Origin of the sequence: Exiguobacterium sp. NPDC077395 (genome assembly GCF_050269125.1) — a bacterium.
GTDB classification, from domain to species: Bacteria; Bacillota; Bacilli; order Exiguobacteriales; family Exiguobacteriaceae; genus Exiguobacterium; species Exiguobacterium aestuarii_A.
This window is the reverse complement of record NZ_JBNNHU010000001.1, coordinates 183,856-210,687: the sequence shown is the minus strand read 5'-3', so window position 1 is coordinate 210,687 and position 26,832 is coordinate 183,856. Positions and strand designations below refer to the sequence as shown.

Annotated in this window: 28 protein-coding genes; 8 read left to right on the top strand and 20 right to left on the bottom strand. The window is 48.9% G+C overall.

What is annotated here, in order from left to right:
• Window positions 1-98 precede the first annotated feature (98 nt).
• On the bottom strand, window positions 99-1,805 hold the full coding sequence (locus tag ACQKD4_RS01185) for a glycoside hydrolase family 13 protein (protein WP_214759787.1): 1,707 nt from the start codon (window positions 1,803-1,805) through the stop codon (window positions 99-101).
• Between the two features lie 213 nt (window positions 1,806-2,018).
• Between ACQKD4_RS01185 and ACQKD4_RS01180 the strand changes: the two genes are divergently transcribed.
• A complete protein-coding gene (locus ACQKD4_RS01180) occupies window positions 2,019-2,483 on the top strand; it encodes a GNAT family N-acetyltransferase (protein ID WP_427372190.1) in 465 nt (154 codons plus the stop codon).
• Between the two features lie 47 nt (window positions 2,484-2,530).
• Window positions 2,531-3,295 (top strand): MerR family transcriptional regulator, encoded by a 765-nt coding sequence (locus tag ACQKD4_RS01175; protein WP_427372189.1) that lies wholly within the window; start codon window positions 2,531-2,533, stop codon window positions 3,293-3,295.
• Between the two features lie 9 nt (window positions 3,296-3,304).
• Here ACQKD4_RS01175 and ACQKD4_RS01170 read toward each other — a convergent pair whose 3' ends face one another.
• Genes ACQKD4_RS01170 through ACQKD4_RS01150 form a run of 5 tightly spaced genes read right to left on the bottom strand, consistent with a single transcriptional unit; the run spans window position 3,305 to window position 8,493 of the window.
• Window positions 3,305-3,964, bottom strand: coding sequence for a hypothetical protein (locus tag ACQKD4_RS01170; RefSeq protein ID WP_427372188.1), 660 nt, complete (start codon window positions 3,962-3,964; stop codon window positions 3,305-3,307).
• 19 nt (window positions 3,965-3,983) lie between these two features.
• Window positions 3,984-4,562, bottom strand: coding sequence for a hypothetical protein (locus ACQKD4_RS01165; RefSeq protein WP_427372187.1), 579 nt, complete (start codon window positions 4,560-4,562; stop codon window positions 3,984-3,986).
• A 12-nt stretch (window positions 4,563-4,574) separates the two neighbouring features.
• A complete protein-coding gene (locus tag ACQKD4_RS01160; protein ID WP_427372186.1) occupies window positions 4,575-5,717 on the bottom strand; it encodes an aminotransferase class I/II-fold pyridoxal phosphate-dependent enzyme in 1,143 nt (380 codons plus the stop codon).
• Entirely contained in the window at window positions 5,714-6,562 is an 849-nt protein-coding gene (locus tag ACQKD4_RS01155) for an NAD-dependent epimerase/dehydratase family protein (protein ID WP_427372185.1), read from the bottom strand. The genes ACQKD4_RS01160 and ACQKD4_RS01155 overlap by 4 nt, the downstream gene beginning before the upstream one ends.
• 14 nt (window positions 6,563-6,576) lie before the next feature.
• Window positions 6,577-8,493: a nucleoside-diphosphate sugar epimerase/dehydratase gene (locus ACQKD4_RS01150; RefSeq protein ID WP_337874900.1), complete on the bottom strand. Its 1,917-nt coding sequence runs from the start codon at window positions 8,491-8,493 to the stop codon at window positions 6,577-6,579.
• A gap of 397 nt (window positions 8,494-8,890) precedes the next feature.
• Between ACQKD4_RS01150 and ACQKD4_RS01145 the strand changes: the two genes are divergently transcribed.
• Window positions 8,891-9,643: a homing endonuclease associated repeat-containing protein gene (locus ACQKD4_RS01145; protein WP_214744652.1), complete on the top strand. Its 753-nt coding sequence runs from the start codon at window positions 8,891-8,893 to the stop codon at window positions 9,641-9,643.
• 51 nt (window positions 9,644-9,694) lie between these two features.
• On the opposite strand, the gene ACQKD4_RS01140 is transcribed toward ACQKD4_RS01145, so the two are convergent.
• The 4 genes from ACQKD4_RS01140 to speE all read right to left on the bottom strand — a co-directional run bounded on the left by ACQKD4_RS01140 (window position 9,695) and on the right by speE (window position 12,946).
• Window positions 9,695-10,651 (bottom strand): sodium-dependent bicarbonate transport family permease, encoded by a 957-nt coding sequence (locus tag ACQKD4_RS01140; protein WP_214744654.1) that lies wholly within the window; start codon window positions 10,649-10,651, stop codon window positions 9,695-9,697.
• A gap of 217 nt (window positions 10,652-10,868) precedes the next feature.
• A complete protein-coding gene (locus tag ACQKD4_RS01135; RefSeq protein ID WP_031422162.1) occupies window positions 10,869-11,228 on the bottom strand; it encodes a DUF2294 domain-containing protein in 360 nt (119 codons plus the stop codon).
• Window positions 11,229-12,110 carry an agmatinase gene (speB, locus tag ACQKD4_RS01130; protein ID WP_214784858.1) on the bottom strand — a complete coding sequence of 294 codons (882 nt, stop codon included), beginning with the start codon at window positions 12,108-12,110 and terminating at the stop codon, window positions 11,229-11,231.
• On the bottom strand, window positions 12,107-12,946 hold the full coding sequence (gene speE / locus ACQKD4_RS01125; RefSeq protein WP_012727429.1) for a polyamine aminopropyltransferase: 840 nt from the start codon (window positions 12,944-12,946) through the stop codon (window positions 12,107-12,109). The genes speB and speE overlap by 4 nt, the downstream gene beginning before the upstream one ends.
• A gap of 201 nt (window positions 12,947-13,147) precedes the next feature.
• On the opposite strand from speE, the gene ACQKD4_RS01120 reads away from it, so the two are divergent.
• From ACQKD4_RS01120 to cls, 4 genes are all read left to right on the top strand, one after another.
• A complete protein-coding gene (locus ACQKD4_RS01120; RefSeq protein WP_427372184.1) occupies window positions 13,148-14,086 on the top strand; it encodes an EAL domain-containing protein in 939 nt (312 codons plus the stop codon).
• 187 nt (window positions 14,087-14,273) lie between these two features.
• The gene (locus ACQKD4_RS01115) at window positions 14,274-15,458 is read left to right on the top strand and encodes a chloride channel protein (protein ID WP_427372183.1); all 1,185 of its coding nucleotides are present in this window, start codon (window positions 14,274-14,276) and stop codon (window positions 15,456-15,458) included.
• A gap of 65 nt (window positions 15,459-15,523) precedes the next feature.
• Complete coding sequence (locus ACQKD4_RS01110; RefSeq protein WP_074035622.1) at window positions 15,524-15,874, top strand: hypothetical protein; 351 nt, start codon at window positions 15,524-15,526, stop codon at window positions 15,872-15,874.
• 46 nt (window positions 15,875-15,920) lie between these two features.
• The gene (gene cls, locus ACQKD4_RS01105) at window positions 15,921-17,450 is read left to right on the top strand and encodes a cardiolipin synthase (RefSeq protein WP_427372182.1); all 1,530 of its coding nucleotides are present in this window, start codon (window positions 15,921-15,923) and stop codon (window positions 17,448-17,450) included.
• Here the strand turns inward: cls and ACQKD4_RS01100 are convergent.
• The 9 genes from ACQKD4_RS01100 to ypfJ form a co-directional block, all read right to left on the bottom strand.
• Entirely contained in the window at window positions 17,426-17,959 is a 534-nt protein-coding gene (locus tag ACQKD4_RS01100) for a TVP38/TMEM64 family protein (protein WP_274664586.1), read from the bottom strand. The genes cls and ACQKD4_RS01100 overlap by 25 nt on opposite strands.
• A gap of 63 nt (window positions 17,960-18,022) precedes the next feature.
• Window positions 18,023-19,300 (bottom strand): dicarboxylate/amino acid:cation symporter, encoded by a 1,278-nt coding sequence (locus ACQKD4_RS01095; RefSeq protein WP_427372181.1) that lies wholly within the window; start codon window positions 19,298-19,300, stop codon window positions 18,023-18,025.
• Window positions 19,301-19,457: 157 nt separating this feature from the next.
• The gene (locus ACQKD4_RS01090; protein WP_427372180.1) at window positions 19,458-19,961 is read right to left on the bottom strand and encodes a YwhD family protein; all 504 of its coding nucleotides are present in this window, start codon (window positions 19,959-19,961) and stop codon (window positions 19,458-19,460) included.
• Between the two features lie 55 nt (window positions 19,962-20,016).
• Complete coding sequence (locus tag ACQKD4_RS01085; RefSeq protein WP_427372179.1) at window positions 20,017-21,066, bottom strand: DUF871 domain-containing protein; 1,050 nt, start codon at window positions 21,064-21,066, stop codon at window positions 20,017-20,019.
• Window positions 21,067-21,126: 60 nt separating this feature from the next.
• Complete coding sequence (locus ACQKD4_RS01080; RefSeq protein WP_427372178.1) at window positions 21,127-22,500, bottom strand: PTS transporter subunit EIIC; 1,374 nt, start codon at window positions 22,498-22,500, stop codon at window positions 21,127-21,129.
• Between the two features lie 14 nt (window positions 22,501-22,514).
• Complete coding sequence (gene murQ, locus ACQKD4_RS01075; protein WP_427372177.1) at window positions 22,515-23,408, bottom strand: N-acetylmuramic acid 6-phosphate etherase; 894 nt, start codon at window positions 23,406-23,408, stop codon at window positions 22,515-22,517.
• A 100-nt stretch (window positions 23,409-23,508) separates the two neighbouring features.
• Window positions 23,509-23,976 (bottom strand): GNAT family N-acetyltransferase, encoded by a 468-nt coding sequence (locus tag ACQKD4_RS01070; RefSeq protein WP_339962899.1) that lies wholly within the window; start codon window positions 23,974-23,976, stop codon window positions 23,509-23,511.
• Window positions 23,973-24,821: a MurR/RpiR family transcriptional regulator gene (locus ACQKD4_RS01065; RefSeq protein ID WP_074035742.1), complete on the bottom strand. Its 849-nt coding sequence runs from the start codon at window positions 24,819-24,821 to the stop codon at window positions 23,973-23,975. The genes ACQKD4_RS01070 and ACQKD4_RS01065 overlap by 4 nt, the downstream gene beginning before the upstream one ends.
• A 94-nt stretch (window positions 24,822-24,915) precedes the next feature.
• Window positions 24,916-25,770: a KPN_02809 family neutral zinc metallopeptidase gene (ypfJ, locus tag ACQKD4_RS01060; RefSeq protein WP_427372176.1), complete on the bottom strand. Its 855-nt coding sequence runs from the start codon at window positions 25,768-25,770 to the stop codon at window positions 24,916-24,918.
• Window positions 25,771-25,919: 149 nt separating this feature from the next.
• Here ypfJ and ACQKD4_RS01055 point away from each other — a divergent pair, with 149 nt between their 5' ends.
• On the top strand, window positions 25,920-26,108 hold the full coding sequence (locus tag ACQKD4_RS01055) for a 2-hydroxymuconate tautomerase (RefSeq protein WP_012727443.1): 189 nt from the start codon (window positions 25,920-25,922) through the stop codon (window positions 26,106-26,108).
• Between the two features lie 52 nt (window positions 26,109-26,160).
• On the opposite strand, the gene ACQKD4_RS01050 is transcribed toward ACQKD4_RS01055, so the two are convergent.
• Window positions 26,161-26,814, bottom strand: coding sequence for a hypothetical protein (locus ACQKD4_RS01050; protein ID WP_427372175.1), 654 nt, complete (start codon window positions 26,812-26,814; stop codon window positions 26,161-26,163).
• Window positions 26,815-26,832: the final 18 nt, after the last annotated feature.

The window sequence follows — 26,832 nt, the reverse complement described above, 5'->3', positions numbered from 1 at the left end:
CTCCGTATAAGGAGTTCGCATAAGTCGCCGTTATCCCCTTTGTTCAACAAAAAAGGCCGTAGACGAATTCTCGTCCACGACCTTGAGGTACTGAAAAATTAGCTGATTTTATACACGCGGCCTTCGAACGGCTTCAAGTGAAGAAGCGTCGATTCTGCATCGCCCTCGACCGGCATATTGCTCAAGACGACATCTTTCGCACGAAGTGTCTGGTCCATATCGAACATCGTCTCTTTCGCCGTCAAGTTCGTGACGACAAGGTACTGCGTGTTCCCGAGCGTACGCGTATACGCATAGACTTCCGGGTGATCCGGTAAAACGACATCATACGCCCCGTATACAAACGTCTCATCGTCTTTACGGAGTTGGATCATCTCTTTATAGAAGTTAAAGATAGAGTCCTCGTCTTCAAGCTGTGCTTCGACGTTGATGTCTGTATAGTTCGGGTTGATGCCGACCCATGGCTTCTCTGCGAATGTGAAGCCGGCGTTCGGTGCATCACTCCACTGCATCGGAGTGCGCGTGTTATCGCGTGACGAGTTCCACGTGATACGCATCATCTCGTCATGACTCTTCCCTTGCTCGACACCGATATAGTAGCGATTGCGTGTCGCGATATCGTCATATTGATCGATTGAATCGAATTTGACGTTCGTCATCCCGATTTCTTGACCTTGATAGATGAATGGCGTTCCTTGCATGAGGAAGTACATCATCGCAATCGACTTCGCGCTTTCTTTCCAGTAACGCTCGTCGTCTCCCCATTTCGAGACCGTACGCGTCTGGTCATGATTTTCGACGTAAAGGGCGTTCCATCCGTCAGCCTCAAGTCCTTTTTGCCATTTCGTCAACACGTTCTTCAAGTGGACGACATCGAGTTTCGAATCGGCGTCCTCACTCCATAGGTCCATGTGTTCGAATTGGAAGACCATGTTCATCTTCCCTTCTTTTTCACCGACCCAAAGGTGCGCATCGTCAGGTGATACCCCGTTCGCCTCACCGACCGTCATGATGTCATGTTTATTGAACGTCTCGTCACGAAGTTCTTCTAGATAGTCGTGAATCCCGTCCACGTTCATGTGCATCTCGAACGACGGTACAAAGTCGAGGTCGTTCGGGTTCGGCAAGTCGGCGAACGTCGGATTCTTGCGGATGTGGCTGATCGCATCGACACGGAACCCGTCGATTCCTTTTTCGAGCCACCAGTTGATCATGTCGTATACGGCTGTACGCATCTCAGCGTTTTCCCAGTTGAGATCTGGCTGTTTTTTCGAGAAGACGTGCAAGTAATATTGCTCCGTCGCTTCATCGAATTCCCAAGCCGAGCCGCCAAAGATGGATTCCCAGTTATTCGGCTTCGATCCGTCCGGTTTTCCGTCACGCCAAATATACCAGTCGCGCTTCGGATTGTCTTTTGAGCTCTTCGATTCAATGAACCAAGGGTGCTCATCCGACGTATGGTTGACGACGAGGTCGAGCAACAGTTTCATACCGCGCTGATGCACCTCGTCCAATAAACGGTCGAAGTCTTCCATCGTACCGAATTCGTCCATGATGTCTTGGTAGTCACTAATGTCATACCCATTGTCATCGTTTGGCGATTTATACATCGGGCAAATCCAGATGACGTCAATGCCAAGGTCTTTCAAATAGTCGAGCTTATCAATGATTCCTTGAATGTCTCCGATTCCGTCTCCGTTCGCGTCATAAAAACTGCGTGGATAGATTTGATAGGCGACGGCTTCTTTCCACCAGTTGCGTTTAAGCGTTTGTGTTTGTTGTTGTTCTCGTTGTAAAAGTTGCATGTGATCTAGATACTCCTTATCCCAAAACTCACTGCTCATCATTTATAATTATCTTATTCGTGCTGTGAACTTTATATCATTAGCGCAATCGTTTGCACGATGCAATAAATTTATCTTACCAAAAAACATTCGATGATACAAAGATGTTTCATCAGCATACTCAACGTGTACCCTACACGATTTTGAAAAGAAATGAAAGCGAGGTGCCTCATCATGTTTCGATTTGCTACACTTGATGATTTTTCAGCCATCGACCAATTGATTGTAAAGAAAGCGAAAGAATTTCAGGCAGCCGGGAAGTCCCAATGGGTCAAATATTTAGAGCCGAGTCGCTCGGATTATGTCCGCCACGATTTAACGAAAGGGACTGTATTTGTATATGAACGTGACCACCATGTCGTCGGTGCCGTCAGTCTCATCCCACCGACCGATTGGGATCATCATCTATGGAATGACCCGGACGGTGCCGTCTACTTGCACCGACTCGTCACGGACTCGAAGGTAAAAGGAGAGCGAATCGGTGAACGCTTGATGCAATATGCCCTCTCTCACACTGCTTCGACCGTTCGATTGGATTGCGTGGCAGACAACACGTTCTTGAATGGATACTACCCTCAATTTGGCTTCCGTTACATCGGGGAACGGAACGGCTTTTCATTATTCGAAAAACAGGCTTGACCTTGACGTGACGTCAACCTTTACGCTTGTGCTAAGGAGGTGAAGGGATGTATACGATTCAACAACTTGCGTCACTCGCCGGCACGACGGCGCGGACACTTCGACATTATGACTCGATTGGATTACTCGTCCCCATGCGTGACGACAATGGCTACCGCCGTTATACGTCGCGTGATGCCGAGCGTCTACAGCTGATTTTACTGTATCGAACACTCGACGTTCCGCTCGATCAAATCGGAGAACTACTTGATGCATCGGCGTTTGATCGAGTCGAAGTACTGAACGAACATGTCGAGGCGTTACGACAAAAAGCCGCCTATTTCGCGCAACTCGCGGAGACGGCGGAAAAGACCCTCACCTCACTCAAAGGAGGGATTCCAATGGATGACAAATCACTGTTCAAAGGATTGTCTTATGAAGAGATTCAAGCACATGAGGCAAAGCATCATGATGAGGTAAAGGAGCGTTGGGGAGACAGTTCCGCTTACAAAATCGCGCAAGAGCGAGCTGCGAAGCGCTCAAAAGCGGACTGGGAACGTATGAATCAGATGCAACTCGATTTGGTTGCGCCACTCGTCAATTTGTTTCGTTCACAAGTCGCAATTGAAGATGACCGTGTTCAATCGGTCGTCAGAGACAATCATCTGTTTATCGACAAACACTTTTACGATTGTTCACTCGACATGTTCAGCGGACTCGGACAGATGTATGTAGCGGATGAGCGATTCACCGCCTATTATGACCGCTTCGAACCAGGTCTTGCATCGTACTATAACGAAGCCATCCAATATTATTGTATCGCCAACAGTTAAGTCCAAGCCTCAGGCTTGGACTTTGGTCTGTCGACGGTTCGGTCGCGCGTGATCCAGCGTTTCGATGTATCGGCGCAACATCGGTAAGACCGTGACCAATTGTAAATAAGGATATGTGGCAAAATTGTCGTCCCCCCCTTTATAGATGACAGCCTGATCGAGAGCGCGCCACCCTTGTATCGTCCATTGTTCAAGTGTTGCCTTACAGAACGAAGGCTGGGATTGGATTGCCCAATAGGCTTGGAGCTGTCCTTCCGCCGTCGACGGACGAACGGTGATGATGGGGCATGGCAATTGGTTCAAACGACTCGATTCAATCGGTCCAGTCTCGTGAATCACGAGCAGTTTCGGTGCGAGTCGTTCAAGCCACATCATCGTCTTATCGTCGTTTAAGGATGAGACATGAATAAGGTGATGAGAGGGAATCGGAGAATCCTGTAGCGGATAGCGCTCCCTCACCTCTTGAATACGCGCTTGACTCGTCCATTTCATAAGCGGTGTCGCCCATCGAATATACAATTGAGTAATCCATTGTTTGAGCGACTGTGGTCGATGTTCAGTGGGACCGTCTTCTTGAATGACATGTGTCACGCCTAAATCGCGGATAGCGTGATAGACGAAAGTGGATGTATGATGGTCACTAATCATGAGTACAATCGGTCTAGTCATCTCTCGATCCCTCCATTGATCACTTTTGATCCGTCATTTCATGAATTCCGAGTTCGCATAATGCACGTTTCCAAGAACCAAATCGTCTCGATACTTTTGCGACACTCGGTTTATTGAAGCGTTTAGCCCACTTTTGATACGTAATCGCATTAAACGGTTTTAATACTCGATACGCTTCATATAGCGCTTGGACAATCTCCGCCTTATCTTTGGCAGGTTGTACGGTGAAATGTTCTTCTTCTAAACGCTCGACCGCTTTGACGGCGAGACTCCACGACCCGAAGTGGGTAATAATATCACCTAATGAAGGAACACTTCGTCCTGATGCCCAGTGCCGATATTGAGCACTCGTCAGCCTTCCTTCTTCTGCCGATGCGAGCCGAAGTGCCTGAATCATATCCTGGGACTCGTATCGTCTGACTTCTAACAGTCCGGATGCTTTCAGGGCATTCATCCACGTCCCATAAACAGATAAAATCTCGAGAAAGGTGGGAACGTCTCGATGTTGACTCCATCGTTGATATTGTGTCACCGTGAGAGATGGAGTCAGAGATGCTGCGGTTTGAAGCGCTTGAATGATCTCTGCTTCCGTTTTCATTTCATTTCCTCCTTACACGCTTTTTTCTTTTACGAAATGGCGTGTATCTAGCACGGTCTGAATGACTTTTTGCTGCTCACCAATCGTCAAACTCGAGCTCGATGGTAAGCAAATACCGTTTTCAAATAAGTGACGACTCACGTCTTCCCCGTCAACCGTGACGTATTCGGCATCTTGATAGAGCGGTTGTAGGTGCATCGGTTTCCAGACTGGGCGTGATTCAATCCCCTCATCGTTCAACTGTTGAATCAACTGATCACGGCTGGCGATGTCGCGTCCGACTTGCATGGCGGTCAACCAACGATTCGCACGAGAGAAAGGGATTTCTTGTTGATACGTGACATCAATCGTCGAAAACATTTGTTCATACCGACGAAAGACGTTACGTCTCGCCCGGACTCGTTGTTCGATGACCTCTAGCTGTCCTCGACCAATCCCTGCCGACACATTACTCAAGCGATAGTTGTACCCGACTTCTTCATGCTCGTAATGTAAAACGTTCTCCCTTGCTTGCGTTGCGAGTTTCAACGCATATTGGCGCTGACTGTCAGAGCCTAGCAATAGCATCCCTCCACCGGATGTGGTGATGATTTTGTTCCCATTGAACGAATAAAATCCGATGTCACCGATCGTACCGGTCATCTGCCCTTTCCAAGTCGCTCCGAGCGATTCCGCCGCATCCTCAATCAGAGTCACCCCAAACTCTTGGCAAATGTGACGAATCTCGCCAATTTTTGCGACTACCCCGTATAAATGAACGACAATGACCGCTTTTGGTAACTTTCCTTTTGTAGCGGCTTGAACAAGCGCTTTTCGTAATGCTTCCGGTGACATGTTCCACGTTTCCTTCTCTGAATCGATGAATACCGGTGTCGCCCCGACATACAGAATGGGATTGACCGAAGCGACGAACGTGAGCGACTGACAAAAGATCACATCTCCTCTTTCGATTCCTAACGTCAACAACGCGAGATGGAGCGCCGCTGTGCCAGAACTCGTCGCGAGTGTATGTGTGTGATCGACGTACTTGCCAAGTTCTTCTTCAAAGGCGTTAACGTTCGGACCGAGTGGCGCAATCCAGTTACTTGCGAATGCTTCTTCTACATAAGCCATCTCTCGTCCGGACATGTGCGGTTTTGATAATAAAATAGTCATGTGCTCATGTCCTCCTTCATCATCGTTTGATAGGCGTTGTACCAATCGATTGTCTTCCTCAACCCCTCGTGGAGCGGGGTGCGTGGTCGAAATCCAATCATCGCTTCTAGCGTAGGCAAATTTATTTCTTGAAAGACTTGGTCACGCATCGGTAGAGATACATGGACCGGTTGATGCATCTGGTGCCCGATTTCCGTAAGCAGCGTTTGGACGTGTACATAATCCGAGGCATCGATTCGAAACTGTCCAACGATTGGCAAGCCTGACTGAATCAATTTGATGACACGAACGACGGTTTCGACCACATCATCGATGTAAGAGGCTTTTACAATATCCGTTGCATAGTATCCAACCATACGATGACCTTGGTCGATGGCGAGTATCGCTTTCGAAAACAAGGTTGACGAATCATCCCAAGGTCCGTATACGTCCTCTGTCATTAGATGAAGCGCTGAGGAAGAATGACGAGTCTGTTCCATCGGAAGGTCGAACGTGATGAACGACTTGATTGGCACCCGACTTTTTTGATTCATAACAAGCTGCTTCACTTGTTCGTAACGCTCTATTTGACGATGCTGATAAATGTTAGATGTTCCATTGCATAAGATGACGTGATTCGGTTCATACATCGTCACGATTTGGCGCATATGTGGCTTATGGGAGACATCTGTTCGAATGAGATGGAACAAGGGATGAGACAAAACGTATAATCGTTGTCTCGCAAGCTGCGCTTTCGCTTCTCCTTCATCATCAATCCCAATCACTTCGTATCCGTCTTTTAGTAGTCGCCTGGCAAGATGAAATCCTTTGAACGTGGATACACCGATCACCATGACACGATCCATTGCACTCCCCCCCTTTAATTTCCATCGACGACCCGGATGCGCACTTGCTGGGCTGGGATAAACTCGAATCCACTTGCAAAAATCCGTTGTAAATCTCGGTCAATATCGTTACTGTTCGCGACAAACAGTAACGCGTCTGTCAGTGCCGGGCCATTCTGTCGGAAGTGTTCGATTAACCGCAAGATGGGAGCGACCGATGTGAAGGGACGCGTGCAACCGACAAAGATTTTCGGGAAGATATTCGCCTCTGGGTCTAACTCATTTGTAGCCAGCAATTCCTCGTATAGCTTTTCACCCGGGCGAATCCCCGTCACTTCAATCGGAATTTGATCGATGGTGAACCCGCTGAGCTCGATCATCTTTTTCGCCAAATCGATAATTTTGACCGGTTCTCCCATATCGAGTACGAAGATTTCTCCACCTCGAGATAACACACTCGCTTGAATGACGAGTCGACTCGCCTCTGGAATGGTCATGAAGTAACGGGTCATCTCTGAATCCGTTACCGTGACCGGTCCTCCTTGGGCAATTTGTTCTTTGAAGAGAGGGACGACCGAACCACGGCTACCGAGAACGTTACCGAATCGAACGACAGCGAAAATCGTATCGCTTGAACGCGCTTTTTCCTGAACAATCATCTCTGCGATTCGTTTCGTCGACCCCATGACGTTCGTTGGGTTGACCGCTTTATCGGTCGATACCATGACGAAGCGATCAACCCGATATTTGGAAGCCACATCGACCATATTCTTTGTGCCATAGATATTATTTTTGACTGCTTCAAGCGGGTTATCTTGCATGAGCGGAACGTGTTTGTGTGCCGCCGCATGATAAACGATTTCCGGGCGATACGTTTGAAAGACGTGTTCGAGTCGCTCTACATCTTGCACATCCCCGATTACTGGATGAAGTTTCGTCTCAAGTCCAAGTCCGTTTAACTCTTTCTCGATTAAATAAATGCTGTTTTCTCCATGTCCGAAAAGGATCATCTCGGCCGGTTTGAACTTGATCAATTGACGACAGAGTTCCGAACCAATCGACCCTCCAGCTCCTGTCACGAGGACCGTTGCTCCTTCCACGTGCTTCGAGATACCTGAAATATCGAGTTGTACCGGCTCTCGTCCTAACAAATCCTCGATTTTCACTTCGCGAATTTCATTGATCGACACATTTCCGGTCGCAAGTTCGGACAACATCGGGAGTGCATGTGATTCAACGCCAGTCTTTTCAATCCGTTTCAACAATTCGATGCGTCTTGCGTGCGCTAGACTCGGGATAGAGAAAATGACGACTTCAATCCCTTGTTCTTCGATGATGCGTTCTAAATCGTCTGTCGTACCGAGAATCGGGACGCCGTGTACATATAGAGAGGCGAGCATCGGATCGTCATCGAGAATCCCGACAACATGGAGGACGTTCGTCCGATACTCTTTCAACTCACGTACGATGAGCTGTCCAGAGTTCCCGGCGCCGATAATCAGTGTTTTCCGACCTTGTGGGGCAGGGTGCGGCTTGAACGTATGCAAGACGTGATGACGGGCCAAGAAACGCGTGAATAAAATCATGTTGAATGCTAATAGCCCTTGAACCGCAATCATGACGCCGAGCCCGCGTCCGAATTGAAATTGATTGTAGGCGAATAGAATCAAGTCGCTGCTAATCAACGCAATGGTTACTTGTTTCATTTCATGGATTGAGGCGTATCGCCAATCGATTCGATGAATTTTCAATAGCGCCCCGACAAGCATGAAGCTAAACATTTTAATCGACACCATCAGCAACAAATCGTATGTTGTCGCTGTGAACGGCATCACTTTCGAAAATAAAATGTCAAACGTCATATATAAGACGATTGAGACGATTGCGATATCGACGCAGAAAAACAGTAAGTTTCTGCGATTTCTTCGATAGACGTTAACGAGTGTAGCCATCGTGTATTGCACCTCCAAATGTCTAAGTTGTGTAATCGTGTTGGGTATGGTGTGCGAAGAATGCGTTGATGCTAGTAAACTACCCGAGTCGTTGTAACAAATTTAAGGATAATGCGAGCTTTTTGTTATTAATGAAATCGCTGTAACAAATAAGTTCACAAAGTTATTCTCATCTTTTCTTTCACATAATGAATAATTTTCTTCCGAGCGGGAATGGAAAGAACATACCAAAAAAAATTGGATGTTGTTGACAACTGTGTTTTAAATGAAAAGGAGGAACCTGTACCGCATCGCTGTTTGACTTCTGTACGACCAACCTAACAACATACATGTTCATTCACACCAAGAGACCTTCTGAGACGCCCGTGAGCGTTCACACAAAAGGAGAGACACCAAGATGAAAAAATGGACAAGACCTCAAATCGTACAAGCTTTGCAGTTAGCTGCCCAAGAATACGCAGAACTTGATTCCAAACAATACAGTGTTTGGTCTCATGACAAAAATGTCCCTTCCCTTTCCACCGTCATTCATCAATTTGGTTCGTGGCGCGAAGCCCTCGTTGCGGCACAGATTAAGCTTTCGTTTCATTATTATTCAGACGAAGATATTCTACGCGCATTAAACAAAGCTGCAGAAGAGCTAACGCTATTCACGAGTCAAACGTACCGAGAATGGTCAAAAGTGACACGATCGCCTTCTCTCACCCTCATCAGTAGTCGGTTTGGTTCATGGTCGAATGCACTCCGAGAAGCGAAACTTCAAACAACGGCCGCTAAAAATAGTGAAGAACGCATCATCCAAGCCCTAATCGAAGCATCGGAAGAACTTGAACGCCTCACGTCTCAACATTATGCCGTGTGGGCGCAAGAACGAGGCTATCCGACCGTTGCGACCATCGCGCGAAAGTATGGTTCTTGGAGCTATGCTCTTTTCGTATTAGATATCGCTCCACCGAAACGAAAATGGGATGAAGAGGATGTGATTGAAGCGCTCCGGCTCGCGAAAAAAGAATTGCCTCATTTCAGCATCCTCCATTATCGAAAATGGGCGGAAGGACGGAACGTACCGAGTACATCGACGATTAACGTCCTCTTTGGAAGCTGGACGGCCGCTCTCAAATGTATGGAAGCGCAAAAAGTGACACAATGATGCTCAACGAACACACAAAAAGCGCCGACTCAGGAGGAGTCGACGCTTTTTTCATGTGACGATTGCAATATACAACGGAATGCCAATCAACAAATTGAACGGGAACGTGACCGCAAGGGAGAGGGTCAAATAAAAGGACGGTTTCGCTTCTGGGACCGAGGCTTGTAGCATCGCAGGCGCGGCAATGTATGAACCACTCGCCGCTAATGTCATAAGAAGTATCGTTCCTCCTTCTGAAAGACCAGCGACACCCGCCGCCAAAAAGCCAACAAGTGCCCCAATCAACGGGAATAACATTCCCATGGCAACGAACTTCAGCCCATACGTCGGCACCGTCTTCAACTGTTGTCCGACTTTTACCCCCAATCCTAATAAGAAGAGGAGCAACACCCCTGGGAACAAGTCCACAAAGAACGGTTTGAGCGGAGTCGCGTCTGGTGTCACGAGTCCGACCACAAGACCTGCCAGCATAAGCAAGATGCTCTTTGAAAATAAGCTATCCCGGAGGACAGACAGCGAATTCGTCTTACCCGACGTCGCCGTGATCCCCATTACTTGCGTTTGGTTATATAACAGTAACGCCACAATCAGTCCAGGGATTTCAAGCACGACGACCAATGTCGTCATGAACGGTTCATATCCAATCCCAAGACGCTCCAGCTGCGTTGACGCGGCCACATAGGTCACGAGCGAGACGGAACCAAACGTCGCAGCCATGGCAATCCGTTCGTGGAAGGTAAACTTCAGGAGACCTCCTGCGAGAAAAGCGAGGAGCGGTAATAAAATCCCAATCAACAGCGTCACCGTCAATGGTAGTGCAATCTCTTCAAATGATACCGAGGCGAGTCCCATCCCACCTTTTAATCCAATGGCAAGTAGTAAGTAAATGTTGAGCGTCGTGCTCAGTGAATCAGGAATCTTCAAGTTCGATTTCCCGACTGCGGCAATCACGCCCGTTACAAATAGAAGCACGGGAGCACTCGTGAGTAAAAATAAAAACAATTCCATACATGTTCCTCCTTGGCGACAAAAAAGCGCACACCTAAAGAAGGCGTGCGCTGTATGCCGACGGCTCGACTATTCGCTCCGTCAGGCCGACAACTGTCGGTTGATTAAATTGTTCAGTAGCTCCGTAAGAAGATCTCGAAAGCACGCCTCGTGACGACTCGTCCATTCGCTCCTCTCACGTCTCTGAATTTCATTTTAAAAAGTCGACGTTCCGTTGTCAATCGGTTTGATCCCAAGGTGCGTCCAACCGAAAGACGATGAGACGCTCCCCTGTTTTCGTACTGATGTCCGTGTGGAGCGAAACAATCGAACGGCCGAGCACTTGCCCGACAATCGTTTCAAGTTGGCTCCGTCCCGATTCGACGAGATTGTTGCGGTATTTCTTCAATTGCTCGCGACCTGACGACTTGGTGGCCAAGTCATACTCGGCCGGCGTCAACACACCTTGGAGTGTGACGATGGCGAGGTCCCGAAGCAGGTCTGCCTTACACGTCAATGACCCGCGACCCAAGTATTCTTTTTCCCATTGGGTGATCCGGGCGCTCAGTTCCATTTCCAGCTGACCTTTTTTCCGCATTTACTTCACGAATCCAATCATCATCTCACGAAGAATTTTTGCTGCCGCGATGGCCGTCATATCCGACTGATCGTATGCCGGTGACACTTCGACAAGGTCTGCACCGATGATGTCGAGGTCTGCGTTTGCGATGGCGTGTACCGCTTCTAACAATTCTTTCGTCGAGATGCCGCCGATTTCTTGTGTGCCTGTCCCAGGTGCTGCTGACGGGTCAAGAACGTCGATGTCGATTGTGACATATACTTTTTTCCCAGCGAGTGTTGGTAAGACGCGCTTGAGTGGCTCGATGACTTCAAATTGATGCATGTTGTAGCCGACTTCACGTGCCCACTCGAACTCTTCTTTCATCCCTGAACGAATCCCGAACGAGTAGCAGTTCGATGGTCCAATCAAGTTTGCCGCTTTTTTAAGCGGAGTCGAGTGTGAAAGTGGCTCGCCTTCATACTCATCCCGAAGATCCGTATGCGCATCCAAGTGGATGATGACAAAGTCGTCGCCGTACACATCGTGCATCGCTTTGATGATCGGCCAAGTGACGAGGTGCTCGCCACCCATTCCGAGTGGGAACTTGCCTGCTTTGACGACATCTTTGACGAATGCCTCGATCATGTCGAGCGATTTTGGCGCGTTTCCGAACGGAAGTGGGATATCCCCTGCATCGTATACCGCTGCATCTGCCAAGTCGCCGTCCAAATACGGGCTGTATTCTTCAAGTCCGATCGACACTTCACGAATTCGGTTCGGACCAAAACGTGAACCTGGGCGGAAACTGACTGTCCAGTCCATCGGCATCCCGTAAAGAACCGTCTTCGCCTCTGTCACCTCTGGGAGACTAGCGATAAACACTTTACCTGAGTATGCTTCATCAAAACGTTTGATCATTTTGTCAAATCCTCCACGAATTTCGGAAGGACGAACGCCGCGTTGTGAAGCTTCGGCGTGTAGTATTTTGTTTCGATGTCATGGAAACGCTCAGCCGATACTTGTTCCGGATCGTATTTCTTCGAACCGATTGTGAACGTCCACATCCCGCTCGGGTACGTCGGAACGTTCGCTGTGTACAATTTCGTGATTGGGAAGATTTCCTTCACGTCGCGTTGAACCGTTTGAATAAGTTCTGGTGTGAACCACGGGTTATCCGTCTGTGCGACAAAGATGCCATCCTCTTTGAGCGCTTTCGAGATGCCTGCATAGAATCCTTTTGTGAAGAGGTTCGCTGCTGGTCCGACTGGTTCTGTCGAGTCGACCATGATGACGTCATACTCGTTTTCTGACTTCGCAATATGCATGAAACCGTCACCGACGATGACTTCAACACGTGGGTTATCAAGTTCACCGGCAATGTTCGGCAAGTATTTCTTCGAATATTCAATGACTTTCCCGTCGATATCAACGAGAACTGCCTTTTCAACTGATGGGTGTTTCATGATTTCACGGATGACACCGCCGTCTCCCCCACCGACAACAAGCACATGCTTTGGATTCGGGTGTGTAAAGAGTGGGACGTGTGCGACCATCTCGTGATAGACGAATTCGTCCTTATCCGTCGTCATGACCATCCCGTCAAGTAACAACATCGTTCCGAACTCGTCCGTTTCGACCATTTCTAGTCGTTGAAACTCCGTTTGTTCGCTCTCATAAACGTGGTTTACACGGAACGTGATCCCGTAATCTTCTGTTTGGTGCTCCGTAAACCATAATTTTAATTTTTGGTCCATCGATAGAACCCCTTTCTGTTCAAAAAGTTGTTCGTATGCGAGTGGCGTTTTGAGGCGCTTCTTAATCATACGATAGGAAGTATACAAAACCTGTACCCATTTTGCACGATTTTTTTGAAGAATGTCTTCGGAATGTGAGTTTTTTGTGAGACGTGGCCGATATACTGAATGAACCGATTTCAAATGGAAAGGTGGAATAGTATGTGGTCACCCTGCGCTTCTTGTAACACAACAATTCCTTTGATTGCCCAAGGGACACTCGTCACTTCACTCAAGGAACACCCATATACATCGTTTGAAGAACTAGATATACTTCTCTCGCAAGTGGAGGGGACGGTCTACTGTGTCGATCCTGCATCGAACCGTCAGACCCCGCCGCTTGAGATCGACATGTTAAAAGATCAGCTTGCCAATCGACACATCATTGAACAGATTCAGCACGGCACGTTCGAGAGTCATCTCCAGCCAATCATCTTCCTCGATTCTACGGAAACGTTCGGGTACGAGGCACTTCTCCGTAGCGATGCCAACATCTCACCTTATGATTTATTTCGGACGGCAAACCGTTTCGGTCTTCATTCGAAGCTCGATCAGCGGGCTCGTGCTGAGGCGATTAAAGCGACATACGAAGTCGTCGCCCCTCATCAAAAGACATTCATCAACTTCTTACCCTCAACGATTTACAACCCGGACTATTGTTTGCAGCATACGTTCGACATCATCGATCGATATCAACTTAGTCCGGATCGCTTTATCTTTGAAGTCGTGGAGACGGAGAAGGTACATGACGTCGATCATTTGCAGCACGTATTCTCAACGTATAAAAAGCGTGGGATGCAAGTGGCGTTAGACGATGTCGGTGCAGGTTTCTCGACCATCGATATGTTGAAGCGACTCGAACCAAACTATGTCAAAATCGACCGCTCGTATATTTCATTTTGTGATGAGGATGCCGAGAAGCGGGATTTCCTCAAAAAAGTTCGCGCATTGACCCACTCGATGGGCATCACGCTCCTCGCCGAAGGTGTCGAGCGCATCGAAGAAGCGGATGTGTGCCGTGAGCTCGGATTTGATTTGGCACAAGGTTATTTCTTCGGAAAACCGGCTCCTGCGAAAGAGCACGCCATCAAAACAGCATAAGCATATTTCGTTATTCTAAGTGTGGGCATCGACTTGATCGAGTGCCCGCACCTTTTTATTTTCCATGGTGAGTAGCCCCAACTCATCTCTTCTAAACGGTTTCGTCGATTTTTAGGTTTCAGTCCGAGGTGTTCAGGAGATAGCATATTATAGAAGGTCGACGCGAGCGAAAAAGGTGGAGATGTAGATGAAATCATGGATTATCAGTGGCTATGCCATCGTACTCGGAATCATCATCGGCTTAGTGAGTTGGCTCTTTTTATCCGTTGTTTATAAAGGCATACACGTTGTGTGGCATACGGTACCTGAGCAATTTAATTTTCCGTTTTATGTGTTTCTCGTGCCGGTCATCGCCGGGGTATGCATCGGTCTGTTGCAACGTCGGTATGGGCGAATGCCCCGTCTCATGCCTGAGGTGTTAGAAGAACGAAAAGGAACGGGGCGCATTGACTATCGTTTGATCGGCTTTACGACGTTGACCGCCCTCCTCGTTCTCATTGGAGGAGCAAGTCTCGGTCCCGAGGCCGCGCTCGTCGGCATCGTCGGCGGGCTCACGACGTGGTTCTCAGAGCGCATCCGTCACGTCCGTCAAGAATTAGCGGAATTGCAAGAAGTCGGTCATGCCGTCGTGCTCGGGATCGTCTTCAACGCGCCACTCTTCGGGGCAATCGCAGCGGAAGAGAGCGAGCAGAAAAAGCAACCGATGCTGAACCTGCTTGCGACACTCGCCGGAATCGGGACGTTTTATTTACTCAATCAACTTGACGAGCGTCCGCCGTTCATCATTAAGTTCCCTGCGATTGAAAGTGTTCAGATTGATTGGACGATGCTATTCGTTGTTATTAGCGGCATGGTTCTCGGCTGGCTTTACTTGGTCAGTGAACATGCATTGATGCGGCTCTTCTCAAACGTGCCTATTCTACTCCTCACAACGCTCGGCGGCGTCGGAATCGGGATCATGGCTCTACTTTATCCGGACCTCCTCTTCTCCGGAGAAGAAACGATTCTCGAATATGCAGAAGACTGGCAACTCATTCCGCTGTACACCCTTCTTCTATACAGCGTGTTGAAACTGCTCTTTACGGCGTTCTGTCTAGCAACTGGATGGCGCGGTGGACACATCTATCCGCTTCTCTTCTCGTCGTTCACACTCGGCTATTTTTTCAGCCTCTTATTCGAGCTCGATATGACATTCTCGGTCGTTTTAACAACGAGTGCCTTACTCGCCACGGCGATGCGACAACCGTTGGCCATCATCGTGTTACTCGTGCTCTTTTTCCCGCCGAATAGTTGGCTCTATGTATTTGCGGTCGTGGCAATCGTTTCTAAAATTCCACTCCCCGCATTCATCCATTCGCCAATAAAAGCCTGATTTTAGAGATGAAAAAAAGGGTAATGGATGTATAGTTATGCAATCTGTCGAAAGGAGGAACTGTTGTGAGCGAATATGAAATGGCCATTGAAAACCTAATTGACGCAGTTAGCTCGGATTGGATTAGCATCATTTTAGCTATTTTAGTCGTGATCATGGGGATTGTCGTCTTCATCTATGTCGTCATGACAATCGTCGACATGTTTTTATCCAAGGATATCGTCTGGGGAATCGTTGAAGTCATCGCTCTATTCGTAGGACTGGCAGTGCTCTTGTCCGTCTTCTATTACTGGAATCGAAATCGGGTCAAAGCACAGTTCGGTCTCTTCCTCGTCTTGTTCTCTCTCGCAGTAAATGTGTACTTCTTCGTTCGTTATGCGGACGAAATCAACGCTGTCCTAAACAGCGTTTACTAAAAAACGAGGGGAATTCCCCCTCGTTTTCATCGTTAATGGAAAGGTGGTGTTTCCTTTGAAACGTCGCGTCATTCAACTCATCATCATGATCATCAGCGTCATCTTGCTCGTCGGTCTCTTGTTTTGGCTCGATGTCCTCATTCCCGTATTAATCGGGATCGCCATCGTCGCACCGCTCGTCGTCGGTTGGCAGATATTATTTGACCAAGTACAGCCCCAAGGGAAGCTCGCCTGGTTATTGACTGTATTCTTCATTCCGTTCATCGGCGTCTTAGCATGGGTCATGTTCGGTCGTACACCGCGTCGCCATCGACGCTTTAAACGAACGTCATCCGAAATTCGGATGCTAAGACAAGCGATTGAAAGCGAAAAAATCGAGACTTCTCCCGATATCGTATCTACCTATCCGTTGACACGGACACTTGAAAAATTAGGGGCAAGCGGTGCGGACGCTCACACGTCGACAACCCTCCTCGTCAACGGCGAAGAAAAGTTCGACGCCTTGTTAGACGCCATCAACGGTGCGACCGATCATATTCACATTCAATACTATCTGTTTAGAACCGATGAGATTTCACTAAAGGTCCGAGATGCACTCATCCAAAAATCGAATGAGAACGTCATCGTTCGCTTTTTATATGACGGGCTCGGTAGCCAAGAAATCGGGGAAGACTTTATTCAGCCGTTACGGGAATCCCGTGTCCACGTCCAAGCGTTTGACCCGGTCTTGCATCCATACCTCGTTTTCAATGCCAACTTCCGCAACCATCAAAAACTGATTGTCGTGGATGGACGAATCGCGCTAACAGGCGGGTTGAACGTCGGTGATGAATATCTAGGGAAGAATGAGTTGCTCGGTTTCTGGCGTGACACGCATCTACGTCTCGAAGGTCCCCTCGTCCGAGAACTTCAACAGCTCTTCGTCGAGAACTGGTTATATGCGGGTCAAGGAACAATCGATGAGACGTGGGATTTATTCGCAGACGAAGAACATCTCTCTCAGTACTTTGTGAATGAACCAAAAGGACAAAACGGGGCGACACAACTACTCGTCACGTCACCTGGTAAAGACGTGACGATTCGCGATGGATTGATGCGTCTGTTGATGGAGGCAAAAGAGTCGATCTGGCTCACCACCCCATACCTTGTACCTCCACCTGAACTGTTGGCGATTCTCGAAGTCGCAGGTCGTAGCGGCATCGATGTGCGTATCGTCGTACCGGGCAAGGGAGATGAATGGTTCAGTTTCCATGCGACCGAGTATTATTTCGAACAGCTTTTGAAGCGGAACATTAAAATTTATAAATACAATCGCCATTTCATTCATGCCAAAACGCTCCTGATCGATGGCAAAGTTGCCCTCGTCGGGTCAGCCAACTTCGACTTCCGGAGTATGTTTCTCAACCATGAGATGATGATCGCCCAATTCGATACGACGTCGATTCAACAACTTCACGAAGCCTTTTTAAAGGATTTTGAAGAATCGATTTTAATCGACTGGGCCGTGTTACGGAAGAAAACGACCGGCAAGCGATTCATCGAGGCGTTTTGTCATATCTTCTCGCCTCTTCTCTGACGCATTCGCCAGACGAGATAAGAAACTCCGACGAGACCGACCAAGAACAATTGCCATCCGATCGTCAATTGCATCGCTGCCGTCACCGCCAGCCCTTCCATGATGAGGGCAGGCACTTTCCCAATCGTACTTGCGACCGCAAATGAGGCGAGTGTCATACGACTGAACGCTGCCGATAACGTGACGAGTCCAGACGGTACGAACGGCATGAGACGCATGCCGAGGACGAGAAACCAGGCCTCGGCTCCTGTGGCCTCACGGAGTCGCTGAAACCGGCCTCCGTCCGGGGACGTGTAACGATGCAGCGCTTTTCGGTAAAGGATGAAACTGACGATGGCCCCTACCGCCTCACCGACAATCGAGACGAGAATACCAGGTACGAGACCGAGGACGCTCACGTTGATCGCCGTCAAAAAAGCGCTCGGTAACACCCCGGCCACCGCAATCACACTATTTAGTAAAATACTCATTATTAAAAATAAAGGGAGCGGGAGCAGTTCCCATTCCATAATCATCACTCTTTCTATTCACAAAATAAGGACCATGACGTGTTGTCATGGTCCTTTACTATATCATAGCGATGATGAAGAGGTCGCGCCTGCTTCATCCCACGAGTCTTCGTCGACTGGTGGTAAATGTTTTTCTTCCAATTTCGAAACGACAACCGCACATGCCGCATCCCCCGTGATGTTGACAGATGTGCGAAGCATATCGAGAATACGGTCGACCCCGATGATGAGGGCGATTCCCTCTACTGGCAAGTTGACCGACTGAAGGACGAGGGCAAGCATGACAAGCCCGACCCCTGGTACACCCGCTGTCCCGATTGAAGCGAGGACCGCCGTAATGACGACTGTCAACAATTGAGTCATTGTTAAGTCAGAAGCGAATACTTGCGCGATGAAGATGGTTGCAACACCTTGCATGATGGCCGTTCCGTCCATGTTGACCGTTGCCCCGAGTGGTTGCACGAACGACGAAATCGAACGTGGAACACCGAGTTTCTTCTGTGCAACTTCCATCGATACCGGAAGCGTCGCATTCGACGAAGATGTCGAGAACGCAAACGTCATCGCCTCATAGAAGTTTTTGAAGAAGAACACTGGGCTCATCTTTCCGATGAAGTAAACGGCTGACCCGTATACGATGGTCGCATGTAAGAAGAGCGTCAAGACAACGGCAATCATATACCATGCCATGGCGACGACCGCATCGAGACCGATGCCTCCGATTGCCGAAGCAATCAATGCGAATGCGCCGTAAGGAGCGAGCTTCATGACGATATGGATGAGGTACATCATGATGCGATCACCTTGTTTGACGAATTGACGCCATGTCTTCGCCTTGTCCCCAAGAGCGATTAACGCAAATCCAATCAATGCTGCAAAGACAATGATTTGAAGCATGTTCCCTTCAGCGAGTGCCGTAATCGGATTCGTTGGAATCATATTGACGAATGTCTGTACGATATTTGACGATTCCTCGGTCGCTGTTGACTCAAATTCAAGACCTGTTGTTTGGAAATCCCCACGCTCCCCTGGCTGTAAGACAGATGCGACGCCCATCGCCAACATAATCGCGAGTGCTGTCGTCGCTAAGAAGAACAAAATCGACTTCGTCCCGACCCGACCTAGCTCTTTCGGGTCCCCGAGACCCATGACGCCTAAAATAATCGAGAAGAAGACAATCGGCACGACTAACATTTTAATTAAATTCAAAAAGATCGTTCCGACCGGAGATAAAATATACGGATTCACAATCTCATAAATTGAATCCGGCAATCCTGCCAATCCGAGACCAACTACAACACCTAGCGCGAGACCGATTAAGATTTTTTTCGTTTCGCTCATCGTATCACCCTTTCTTTTTTTCACAATGTAGTCAGTATATCATAATACTGAATTTTCATACAATTACAAATGAATATCTCTTCAGTTACATAATTTCCTGTTACTCCCAAAAATGCGAAACAAAAAAGATTGGAGACGAAAAAATCGTCCAATCTTTTTACTCGACGCCTAAGCGCTCGAGCTCTGCATGAAGTTCAGTCGAGTTCGTCCAAATTTCTGGGCGATGCTCTTGTAGGAAATTCGCCAATACGTTGCGGGACGGAGCGTCCATCATGTCGATTAAAATCCGACCCTTCAACGATTTGTCCATCTGATTGACGTGATAAGGCAATAGTTTATAGCCTCGTCTCGCTTCGACATCTACCAACATGTCACATGCGGCGACGCCGCCATAGTAAAAGCCTTCTCGTTTCCGACCGACCGTCACCCAAACGATCCAGTACGGTTTCCCATTCGGTACCGCTTCTTGGTCCGTCAAAAACTTGATACGCTTCTCGATGGCAGACTTGGCGTGCATCGCACCCATATCGATTGTCGCCGTGCCCGCTTCGACATCGATGATGACCGGGGACATGTTATTTAAACTAAGCGAACCGACACCAAAACCGCCGTGCCCGTCCGTCGCGTCGTCTGAAATGATATTAAAATTAATGTCTTTCATGTTCCACCCTCCCTCTCTACTGTACACAATGATATAGGACGGTGGCAATCCTGAGTCACGTCCAGTCGATTTGGAAACGTCTTCCCGGTCCAATATGGCGGATAAGCGTGCGGTCCATTTCAATGACCCGACCGATGACGTTGACCCGTTCATCTGCCGGCAAATCTCGCTTCGTCACTTGCAGTTCTCCCGCATAACGCCCATATCGTTCGTTGTCCATCGTGATGCTGCCGAGCAGTCGTTCTTCTGTATTTTGCGGTTGAATCAAATGGTCACCTGGTCGTCCGTAAGCTCTCGATTCGACCGAACGAATAACATCTCGGGCTGGGTCCATCCGGTTCGTATGCAGTGTCGGTAATGAATCGACACGGTACTCTGAAGTTGCACGAAGGACGATGATTCCTTCATCGTACGCCTGAAATTGTCGCATCGCCTGATCGGACGTGCGCGGGTCACCAATCAAAATTCGGTCGACCGTCGCTTGTAAATCGATGTAACACGAAAGCGGAGACTGATGGCGGTGCGCCTCGAGTGTCGGTAACGTCTCATGAAGCGGACCACGTAATTGTTCATCTCCAGGGATGAACGCCTGCACCTTGATTCCTTGCGCATGTAACCAAGTGTTTCTCTCGTCAAACCAGGAGCGGTCGAGCCCCGTCTCAGGACGAGGATAAAAGTTATGCCACGCTTCGACGTGGTCACGTCGTAGCCCTTGTCGCAACATCTCTTCAAGCTCTGTTTCCGTGAGTGTACTGGCATTGAGTGCGACCATCATATGTCGTGACAAGTCGGCCACTTGTTTCGGTGTGACGCCATAGTCGACACGTAACCCTGTGACGCCCCACTCTAACAATGTATGGGCATCATTCCAGTTCTTGCCGAGCGCCTGTAGAGATGACGGGGCGATGTCTGCCACGAGCTCCATCTCCAGACGTTTTGCCAATTCTCCTAACTGCTGGAGCCGTCCTGTATATAACGTCGAATCGTCTTCCGGAATATGAAGCGACGTGAAGATACTCGTGAACCCGCTCTCTCGCATGCGTTCGATCCAATCAATGGACGCAGAAGTCAATTCCTCACTTAAGTAAACGGAAATCCCTCTCATCTATTTCCCTCCTCACAAAACGTATAGAAAAAGATGACTCGAGCGAGCCATCTTTGTTTGTCAAATCCCATCCGCCATCTCTTCTTTGAAGCCGAAGAAATAAGTGAACAGGAATCCTGCCGTATAAGAAATCAATAGTCCGGCGACATACGTCAAATACATCCCGTCGTCAATCAGCGGCGTAAGGGATAGACCCGATACGCCAATTCCAAGTGCAGCCGTCTTCATCGTTGCCTGGAAGGCACCACCGACCGCGGCGCCAAGACATGCCGTTAAGAACGGACGTCCGAGCGGAAGCGTGACCCCGTAAAGGAGCGGTTCGCCGATTCCGAGGAACCCAACCGGGATGGCCCCTTTGATAATATTACGGAGTCGCGGGTTGCTTGTCTTCACAAAGATCGCAAGCGCCGCACCGACTTGACCGGCACCCGCCATCGCCAAGATTGGAAGAAGCGCCGTCGTCCCGACCGTATTCAACAGTTCTAAATGGATCGGCGTCAAACCATGGTGTAACCCGACCATGACGAGCGGTAAGAAGAAACCGGCTAATAATGCTCCAGCGACAGGTCCCCCGAACTCAAGCGTCGCATTAATGCCTCGCATGATCCCATCTGACAATACGCCCGCGACCGGCATGATCGCATAGAGCGCCGTAAATCCGACGATGAGGACCGTGAAGAGCGGTGTGAAGATAATATCGATCGATACCGGCATGAAGCGACGAATGTGCTTCTCGATATACGTCATGAGCCAACCGGCAAAAATGACACCGAACAAGCCACCGCGTCCGACGACGAGCGGTTCCCCATAGATGACGATGTCCGCGAGGAGCGGGTTGAACAGAATTCCCCCGGCAATCGCCCCGAGCACCGGTGTCCCCCCGAACTCTTTCGCCGTGTTCCATCCGACGAGGATGGCTAAGTATGCGAAGACTGTGCTACCGAGGACGAGTAAAATCTGCATCCACGTCTCCGTCCGGTCGACACCGGCGTTAACAGCAAAGTTCGCCGCACCATTGATGATTCCTGAAGCGACGAGACCCGGAATGAGCGGGATGAAGATATTCCCGAGTCGACGAAGGAATCGTTTGAACGGTGACTTTTGCTTCTCTTTTACTTTTTGACGCTCCACCGCTGCGCGTTCTTCTAGCGTCAAGTTCGCGTCCACTGACTCTTCTCCGATCGCAAGACCTGTCTCATGACTCATATAGTCCGCGACCCGATTCACCGTTCCCGGACCGACGACGATTTGTAGCGTCTCATCATCGATGACCCCCATGACGCCATCAGTCTTCTTCAAGGCGTCAAGATCGGCTTTGGTCGGATCCTTCAACGACAACCGGACACGCGTCATACAGTGAGCGAGTTGACGAATGTTCTCTTTCCCCCCGACATGTGCGAGGATGTCCCGTGCTAAAACCTCTTCTTTCTTCATCTCGATTTTCCCCCTTATAGCGCCTCGCGGACAAACCCGTTCGCACGCTCTAATCGTTTGATGGCTTCTTCGTAAGAGACGTTCGCCAAAATCATGACGATTGCTGTTTTGACATGTCCTTTAGATGACGCAAAATAACGCGCGGCCGTTTCCATGTCGACCCCTGTCGCTTCTGCGATCATCCGCTTGGCACGTACTTCTAATTTTTCGTTCGTCGGTTTCACGTCGACCATCAAGTTTTGATACACTTTGCCTACTCCAATCATCGACGTCGTCGAAATCATGTTGAGGACCAATTTTTGTGCCGTTCCTGCCTTCAATCGTGTCGAACCGGTTAAGACTTCTGGTCCTGTCTCCACTTCAATGGCATAGTCTGCATGTCGACTAATGATTGCGTCCTGATTACAGGAGATGGCCGCAGTGGTTGCCCCAACTTCCCGTGCATAATCGAGACCCCCGATGACATATGGCGTCCGTCCGCTCGCCGCAATGCCAACGACGGTGTCGTCCGCCGTCAATTGAAGCGCTTTCAAATCATCGACTGCCAATTCCTTGCTGTCTTCTGCTCCCTCGACCGCTTGAATGAGCGCACGCTCGCCACCGGCAATCAACCCGATGACCTGATCTGGGGACACCCCGAACGTCGGTACGCACTCTGCGGCGTCTAAAATGCCTAAACGTCCACTTGTACCCGCCCCGATATAAATCAAGCGACCGCCTTTACGAAAGGATGCGATGACCCGCTCCACGACTTGCGCGATGACGGGAATCTGATGTTGAATCACTTGCGGGACTTGTCGGTCCTCACTGTTCATGATCGTCAATCGCTCCTCGATCGACATCTCATCTAGTTGCATCGTTCGTTCATTCCGTCTTTCTGTAGCCAATTTTTCTAGCATCGCCACCATCCTTTCTTCTCTATGATTTCATCGTACTATACCGAAACTTAAAGTCAATTTATTATTAATTATTTTTGAAATTTAATTTCAGTATTTGCGAAAGAAAAACTCACTCCGGTCGAATGAGTTGTTTCTTCAGGACATGAACGCGCACACCCTTATTCGTGGTAGAATCCTTTTCGTATACATAGCCGTTCCGCTCCCAAAACCGACGAGCGCGCAGATTGTTCGGAAGGACACCTAATCGAAACACCGTCTGATAGGGGCGCATATACTCTTCTTCCACTTGTTCATATAACGTTTGCGCCAAGCCCGTCCCGTGAAGGGTTTCCTCGACGACAAACAATCCGAGCCAAAGCGAACCGTCCACGGGATGTCGTTTTAACAGGTCCGCGATGGCGACAATCCGTCCATCTTCACGAATAATCAGACTGACGGTGGCATCCTCTTCAAAATCCGCCACATTCTCGTCGCAAAACTCTTCAAAGGACTGTCCATTCAAACGGGCAAAGGTACGTTGTCTCACCAAGAAGTCTTCCAATTCCGCGCGATCTTCTTTCGAATACGGTCTGATCATCGGCGCAACTTCACCATCTCATCTCGCGCTTCGGCATAGCGATCAATCAAGCCTTCTCCTTTTCGATGCAAGAGACCCATATATAACGTATCGACAATCGTTAATTGCGTCATCCGCGAGGCGATGCTCGCAATCCGGAAATCGCTCTCGACGTTCGGCGTGCAAAGGCGTACGTCCGCTTCCCGATAAAGTGGCGACTTGTCCAAGTTCGTAATGGCGATGACGGGCACACGTTTCTTCTTGGCGAAACGAACGAGTTCGAGCACATCTTTCGTCCGTCCCGACGTGCTGATGGCGACGAATACGTCTGATTTTCCTAAATGCGGAATCAACGACAACATATAATGAAAGTCCGACGATGTCGTAGCCGCATACCCGAGCTTCGTGAATTTATATTGCGCATCCATCGCTGCAGTCGACGATCCACCGACCCCATAAAAGATGACACGATTCGCGCGCGCGAATAAGTCCACCGCATGTTCGAGCTCGCGTTTGTCCATCGCTTCGGCACACGCCTCGATCGCCGCTTTATTCACATGGATGACTTTTTGAAACGAATCGTACGGCGTATCTTTTTGCTGGAGAACGTTGAAGTCCGTCAATGTCGTTTCTGTGACGGCCAAGTCTTTCACGAGCGCAAGCTTAAATGCTTTAAAGCTATCAATCCCGACTACGCGGGCGAAACGGACGATACTCGCCTCGGATACATCCGTCTTTTGGGCAAGTTCTTTCGTCGTCATATTTGGAATGAGCGTTGAATGGGACAAGATATAGTCCGCGATTTTCTTTTCAACCGCCGTCATATCGTCTTTTGCTAAATCAATTTTCGTAAGTAAGGATTCCATCGGGTCATCCCCTTCCTGCAACTGTTGTTCTTTTATGATAGCGGATTCTTTCCTCATATTCCAACCGGCTAAAAAGGTCGAGCGTGCGCCCGACCTATAAGTTGTTCGTATTGAACGTATCTCCACCTTGAATCGACCCGTTCTCAAAGCCTCTCTCGAACCAGCGCATCCGCTGTTCCGACGTTCCATGCGTAAACGAGTCCGGCGTCACGTATCCATGCGCCTGACGTTGTAACGTGTCGTCACCGATCTGGTGAGCTGCATTCATCGCTTCTTCGACGTCCCCTGCTTCGAGGTAACCGAGTCCTTGCGCGTGATGCGCCCATACACCCGCATAGTAGTCCGCCTGTAACTCGAAACGGACGAGATAGCGATTGAATTCAGTCTCGCTTATCTCGTTCCGAAGCGGCATGATCTCTTCTGTCGTTCCGAGAAGCGTCTGGACATGGTGCCCGACCTCATGGGCGACGACGTATGCCATCGCAAAATCACCCGGCGCATTGAAACGCTGACTCAGCTCATCATAGAAACTTAAATCAATGTACAGCTTTTGATCACCCGGACAGTAGAAGGGGCCGACCGCCGACCCGGCGATGCCACATGCGGATTCAACTTGTCCCGAGAACAGGACGAGCGTCGGTTCTTGGTACGTCATGCCGTTCTCCGCAAAAATATCCGTCCATACTTCCTCCGTGTCTTTCAAGACGACCGCCACAAAGTCCGCCATCTCCTCTTCTCGCTCCGTACCGGTGTATGTTCCTTCAGTTTGCGGCTCGCCTAGTCCGATATTGTTGACGAGGTCGGTCGGGCTTCCCCCATTCAATAACGTAAAGACGATGACGAGAATCAATCCGAGACCACCCCCGACCCCGGCAATCCCTTTTCCTCCGATACTACGGCCTCGTCGGTCCTCGACGTTACGGCTCTGTTGTCTACCTTTCCACTTCATCTTCATTCCTCCTACATTCGCTCTGTCTTGTTCCTTACCCGAAATGTCGAAAAAGTGAGCGCAAGCTTTGAGGTGGACGAGAATTTTTCTTTTCTCGGTGAAGCGGATTCACTACAATGAAAGAGACTTCAGTAAAGGAGGAATGACCCATGCCTTACGTAACAGTAAAAATGCTCCCGGGCCGTACCGTGGAACAAAAACGCGCGTTGATTGAAAAAGTGACGGACGCCGTCTCCGAGACGACGAACGCTCCGAAAGAGAACATCACCGTCTTCATCGAAGAAATGGATGCGACGCACTATGGTCAAGCCGGCGTCATGCACGCGGACAAGAAATAAGTAACGAACGGACTCCTTGAATCGGGGTCCGTTTTTTCGTCTAAGCACCACGTCAAATATGTATTCGTTGAACTTCTTGATTTTTCGCTTGCAGTCCACAAAGAACCTCTTCAATGAAATCATCGACCTCTTGAGGTGACATATATACATATTCATGCTGTGGGTCAAACGGATGTGTTTTATAGAAGGTCGTGATGTTTTGAATTTGTTGTCCCGTTTGTCCTTGTGGGAAGAATGGTAGGACGTCTTCGAACGAGTCAATGTGACAGAAGTCCGTCCAAAAGATATGATTCGGATGTTTTGCCAAGTACTCAAAGTCAATCCCATACCAGTCCGTTTTGACTAAACGGGTATAGTCTGGTGTTCCGACGATTGCCTGTACAATCGGTTCTTCTTTTTTCGCACGGGTCAACCGCACCCAATATTCGTCTGTTATCAGATGAAAGTAGTAACCGACTAAATAAGACCACTCTGTATTCGATTTCGTGGTTCCTCCATCTAAATACGTCTGTTTGAACAAATCAGAGGAGATCCCGTTCTCTGTTTTGAAATGTGTGATGGTTTTCGGTGGTTCAGGACGTCCATCCGCTCCGACCAGCCCACAGTCCGGACCGATATTTCCTACTAAAAAAGGTATGCGTTCAAACGCGGAATCCGTCTCAAGAATCCGCTCCGCGATACGAAAGTGAGTCACCCATGTCGCCATTTCCATTCCTCCATTTTA

Excerpts from the sequence above, each read along its gene's own strand:
- speE (WP_012727429.1), bottom strand. The coding sequence starts at position 12,946 with ATGGACCAAAAATTAAAATTATGGTTTACGGAGCACCAAACAGAAGAT.
- ACQKD4_RS01065 (WP_074035742.1), bottom strand. The coding sequence starts at position 24,821 with ATGGAATCCTTACTTACGAAAATTGATTTAGCAAAAGACGATATGACG.
- ACQKD4_RS01165 (WP_427372187.1), bottom strand. The coding sequence starts at position 4,562 with ATGAAAACGGAAGCAGAGATCATTCAAGCGCTTCAAACCGCAGCATCT.
- ACQKD4_RS01115 (WP_427372183.1), top strand. The coding sequence starts at position 14,274 with ATGAAATCATGGATTATCAGTGGCTATGCCATCGTACTCGGAATCATC.
- murQ (WP_427372177.1), bottom strand. The coding sequence starts at position 23,408 with ATGGTGGCGATGCTAGAAAAATTGGCTACAGAAAGACGGAATGAACGA.
- ACQKD4_RS01140 (WP_214744654.1), bottom strand. The coding sequence starts at position 10,651 with ATGGAATTGTTTTTATTTTTACTCACGAGTGCTCCCGTGCTTCTATTT.
- ACQKD4_RS01095 (WP_427372181.1), bottom strand. The coding sequence starts at position 19,300 with ATGAGCGAAACGAAAAAAATCTTAATCGGTCTCGCGCTAGGTGTTGTA.
- ACQKD4_RS01185 (WP_214759787.1), bottom strand. The coding sequence starts at position 1,805 with ATGCAACTTTTACAACGAGAACAACAACAAACACAAACGCTTAAACGC.
- ypfJ (WP_427372176.1), bottom strand. The coding sequence starts at position 25,770 with ATGAAGTGGAAAGGTAGACAACAGAGCCGTAACGTCGAGGACCGACGA.
- ACQKD4_RS01160 (WP_427372186.1), bottom strand. The coding sequence starts at position 5,717 with ATGACTATTTTATTATCAAAACCGCACATGTCCGGACGAGAGATGGCT.
- ACQKD4_RS01135 (WP_031422162.1), bottom strand. The coding sequence starts at position 11,228 with ATGCGGAAAAAAGGTCAGCTGGAAATGGAACTGAGCGCCCGGATCACC.
- ACQKD4_RS01180 (WP_427372190.1), top strand. The coding sequence starts at position 2,019 with ATGTTTCGATTTGCTACACTTGATGATTTTTCAGCCATCGACCAATTG.
- ACQKD4_RS01175 (WP_427372189.1), top strand. The coding sequence starts at position 2,531 with ATGTATACGATTCAACAACTTGCGTCACTCGCCGGCACGACGGCGCGG.
- ACQKD4_RS01170 (WP_427372188.1), bottom strand. The coding sequence starts at position 3,964 with ATGACTAGACCGATTGTACTCATGATTAGTGACCATCATACATCCACT.
- ACQKD4_RS01150 (WP_337874900.1), bottom strand. The coding sequence starts at position 8,493 with ATGGCTACACTCGTTAACGTCTATCGAAGAAATCGCAGAAACTTACTG.
- ACQKD4_RS01080 (WP_427372178.1), bottom strand. The coding sequence starts at position 22,500 with ATGAAGAAAGAAGAGGTTTTAGCACGGGACATCCTCGCACATGTCGGG.
- ACQKD4_RS01070 (WP_339962899.1), bottom strand. The coding sequence starts at position 23,976 with ATGATCAGACCGTATTCGAAAGAAGATCGCGCGGAATTGGAAGACTTC.
- speB (WP_214784858.1), bottom strand. The coding sequence starts at position 12,110 with ATGATCAAACGTTTTGATGAAGCATACTCAGGTAAAGTGTTTATCGCT.
- ACQKD4_RS01050 (WP_427372175.1), bottom strand. The coding sequence starts at position 26,814 with ATGGCGACATGGGTGACTCACTTTCGTATCGCGGAGCGGATTCTTGAG.
- ACQKD4_RS01145 (WP_214744652.1), top strand. The coding sequence starts at position 8,891 with ATGAAAAAATGGACAAGACCTCAAATCGTACAAGCTTTGCAGTTAGCT.
- ACQKD4_RS01090 (WP_427372180.1), bottom strand. The coding sequence starts at position 19,961 with ATGAAAGACATTAATTTTAATATCATTTCAGACGACGCGACGGACGGG.
- ACQKD4_RS01055 (WP_012727443.1), top strand. The coding sequence starts at position 25,920 with ATGCCTTACGTAACAGTAAAAATGCTCCCGGGCCGTACCGTGGAACAA.
- ACQKD4_RS01155 (WP_427372185.1), bottom strand. The coding sequence starts at position 6,562 with ATGGATCGTGTCATGGTGATCGGTGTATCCACGTTCAAAGGATTTCAT.
- ACQKD4_RS01085 (WP_427372179.1), bottom strand. The coding sequence starts at position 21,066 with ATGAGAGGGATTTCCGTTTACTTAAGTGAGGAATTGACTTCTGCGTCC.
- ACQKD4_RS01120 (WP_427372184.1), top strand. The coding sequence starts at position 13,148 with ATGTGGTCACCCTGCGCTTCTTGTAACACAACAATTCCTTTGATTGCC.
- ACQKD4_RS01100 (WP_274664586.1), bottom strand. The coding sequence starts at position 17,959 with ATGGAATGGGAACTGCTCCCGCTCCCTTTATTTTTAATAATGAGTATT.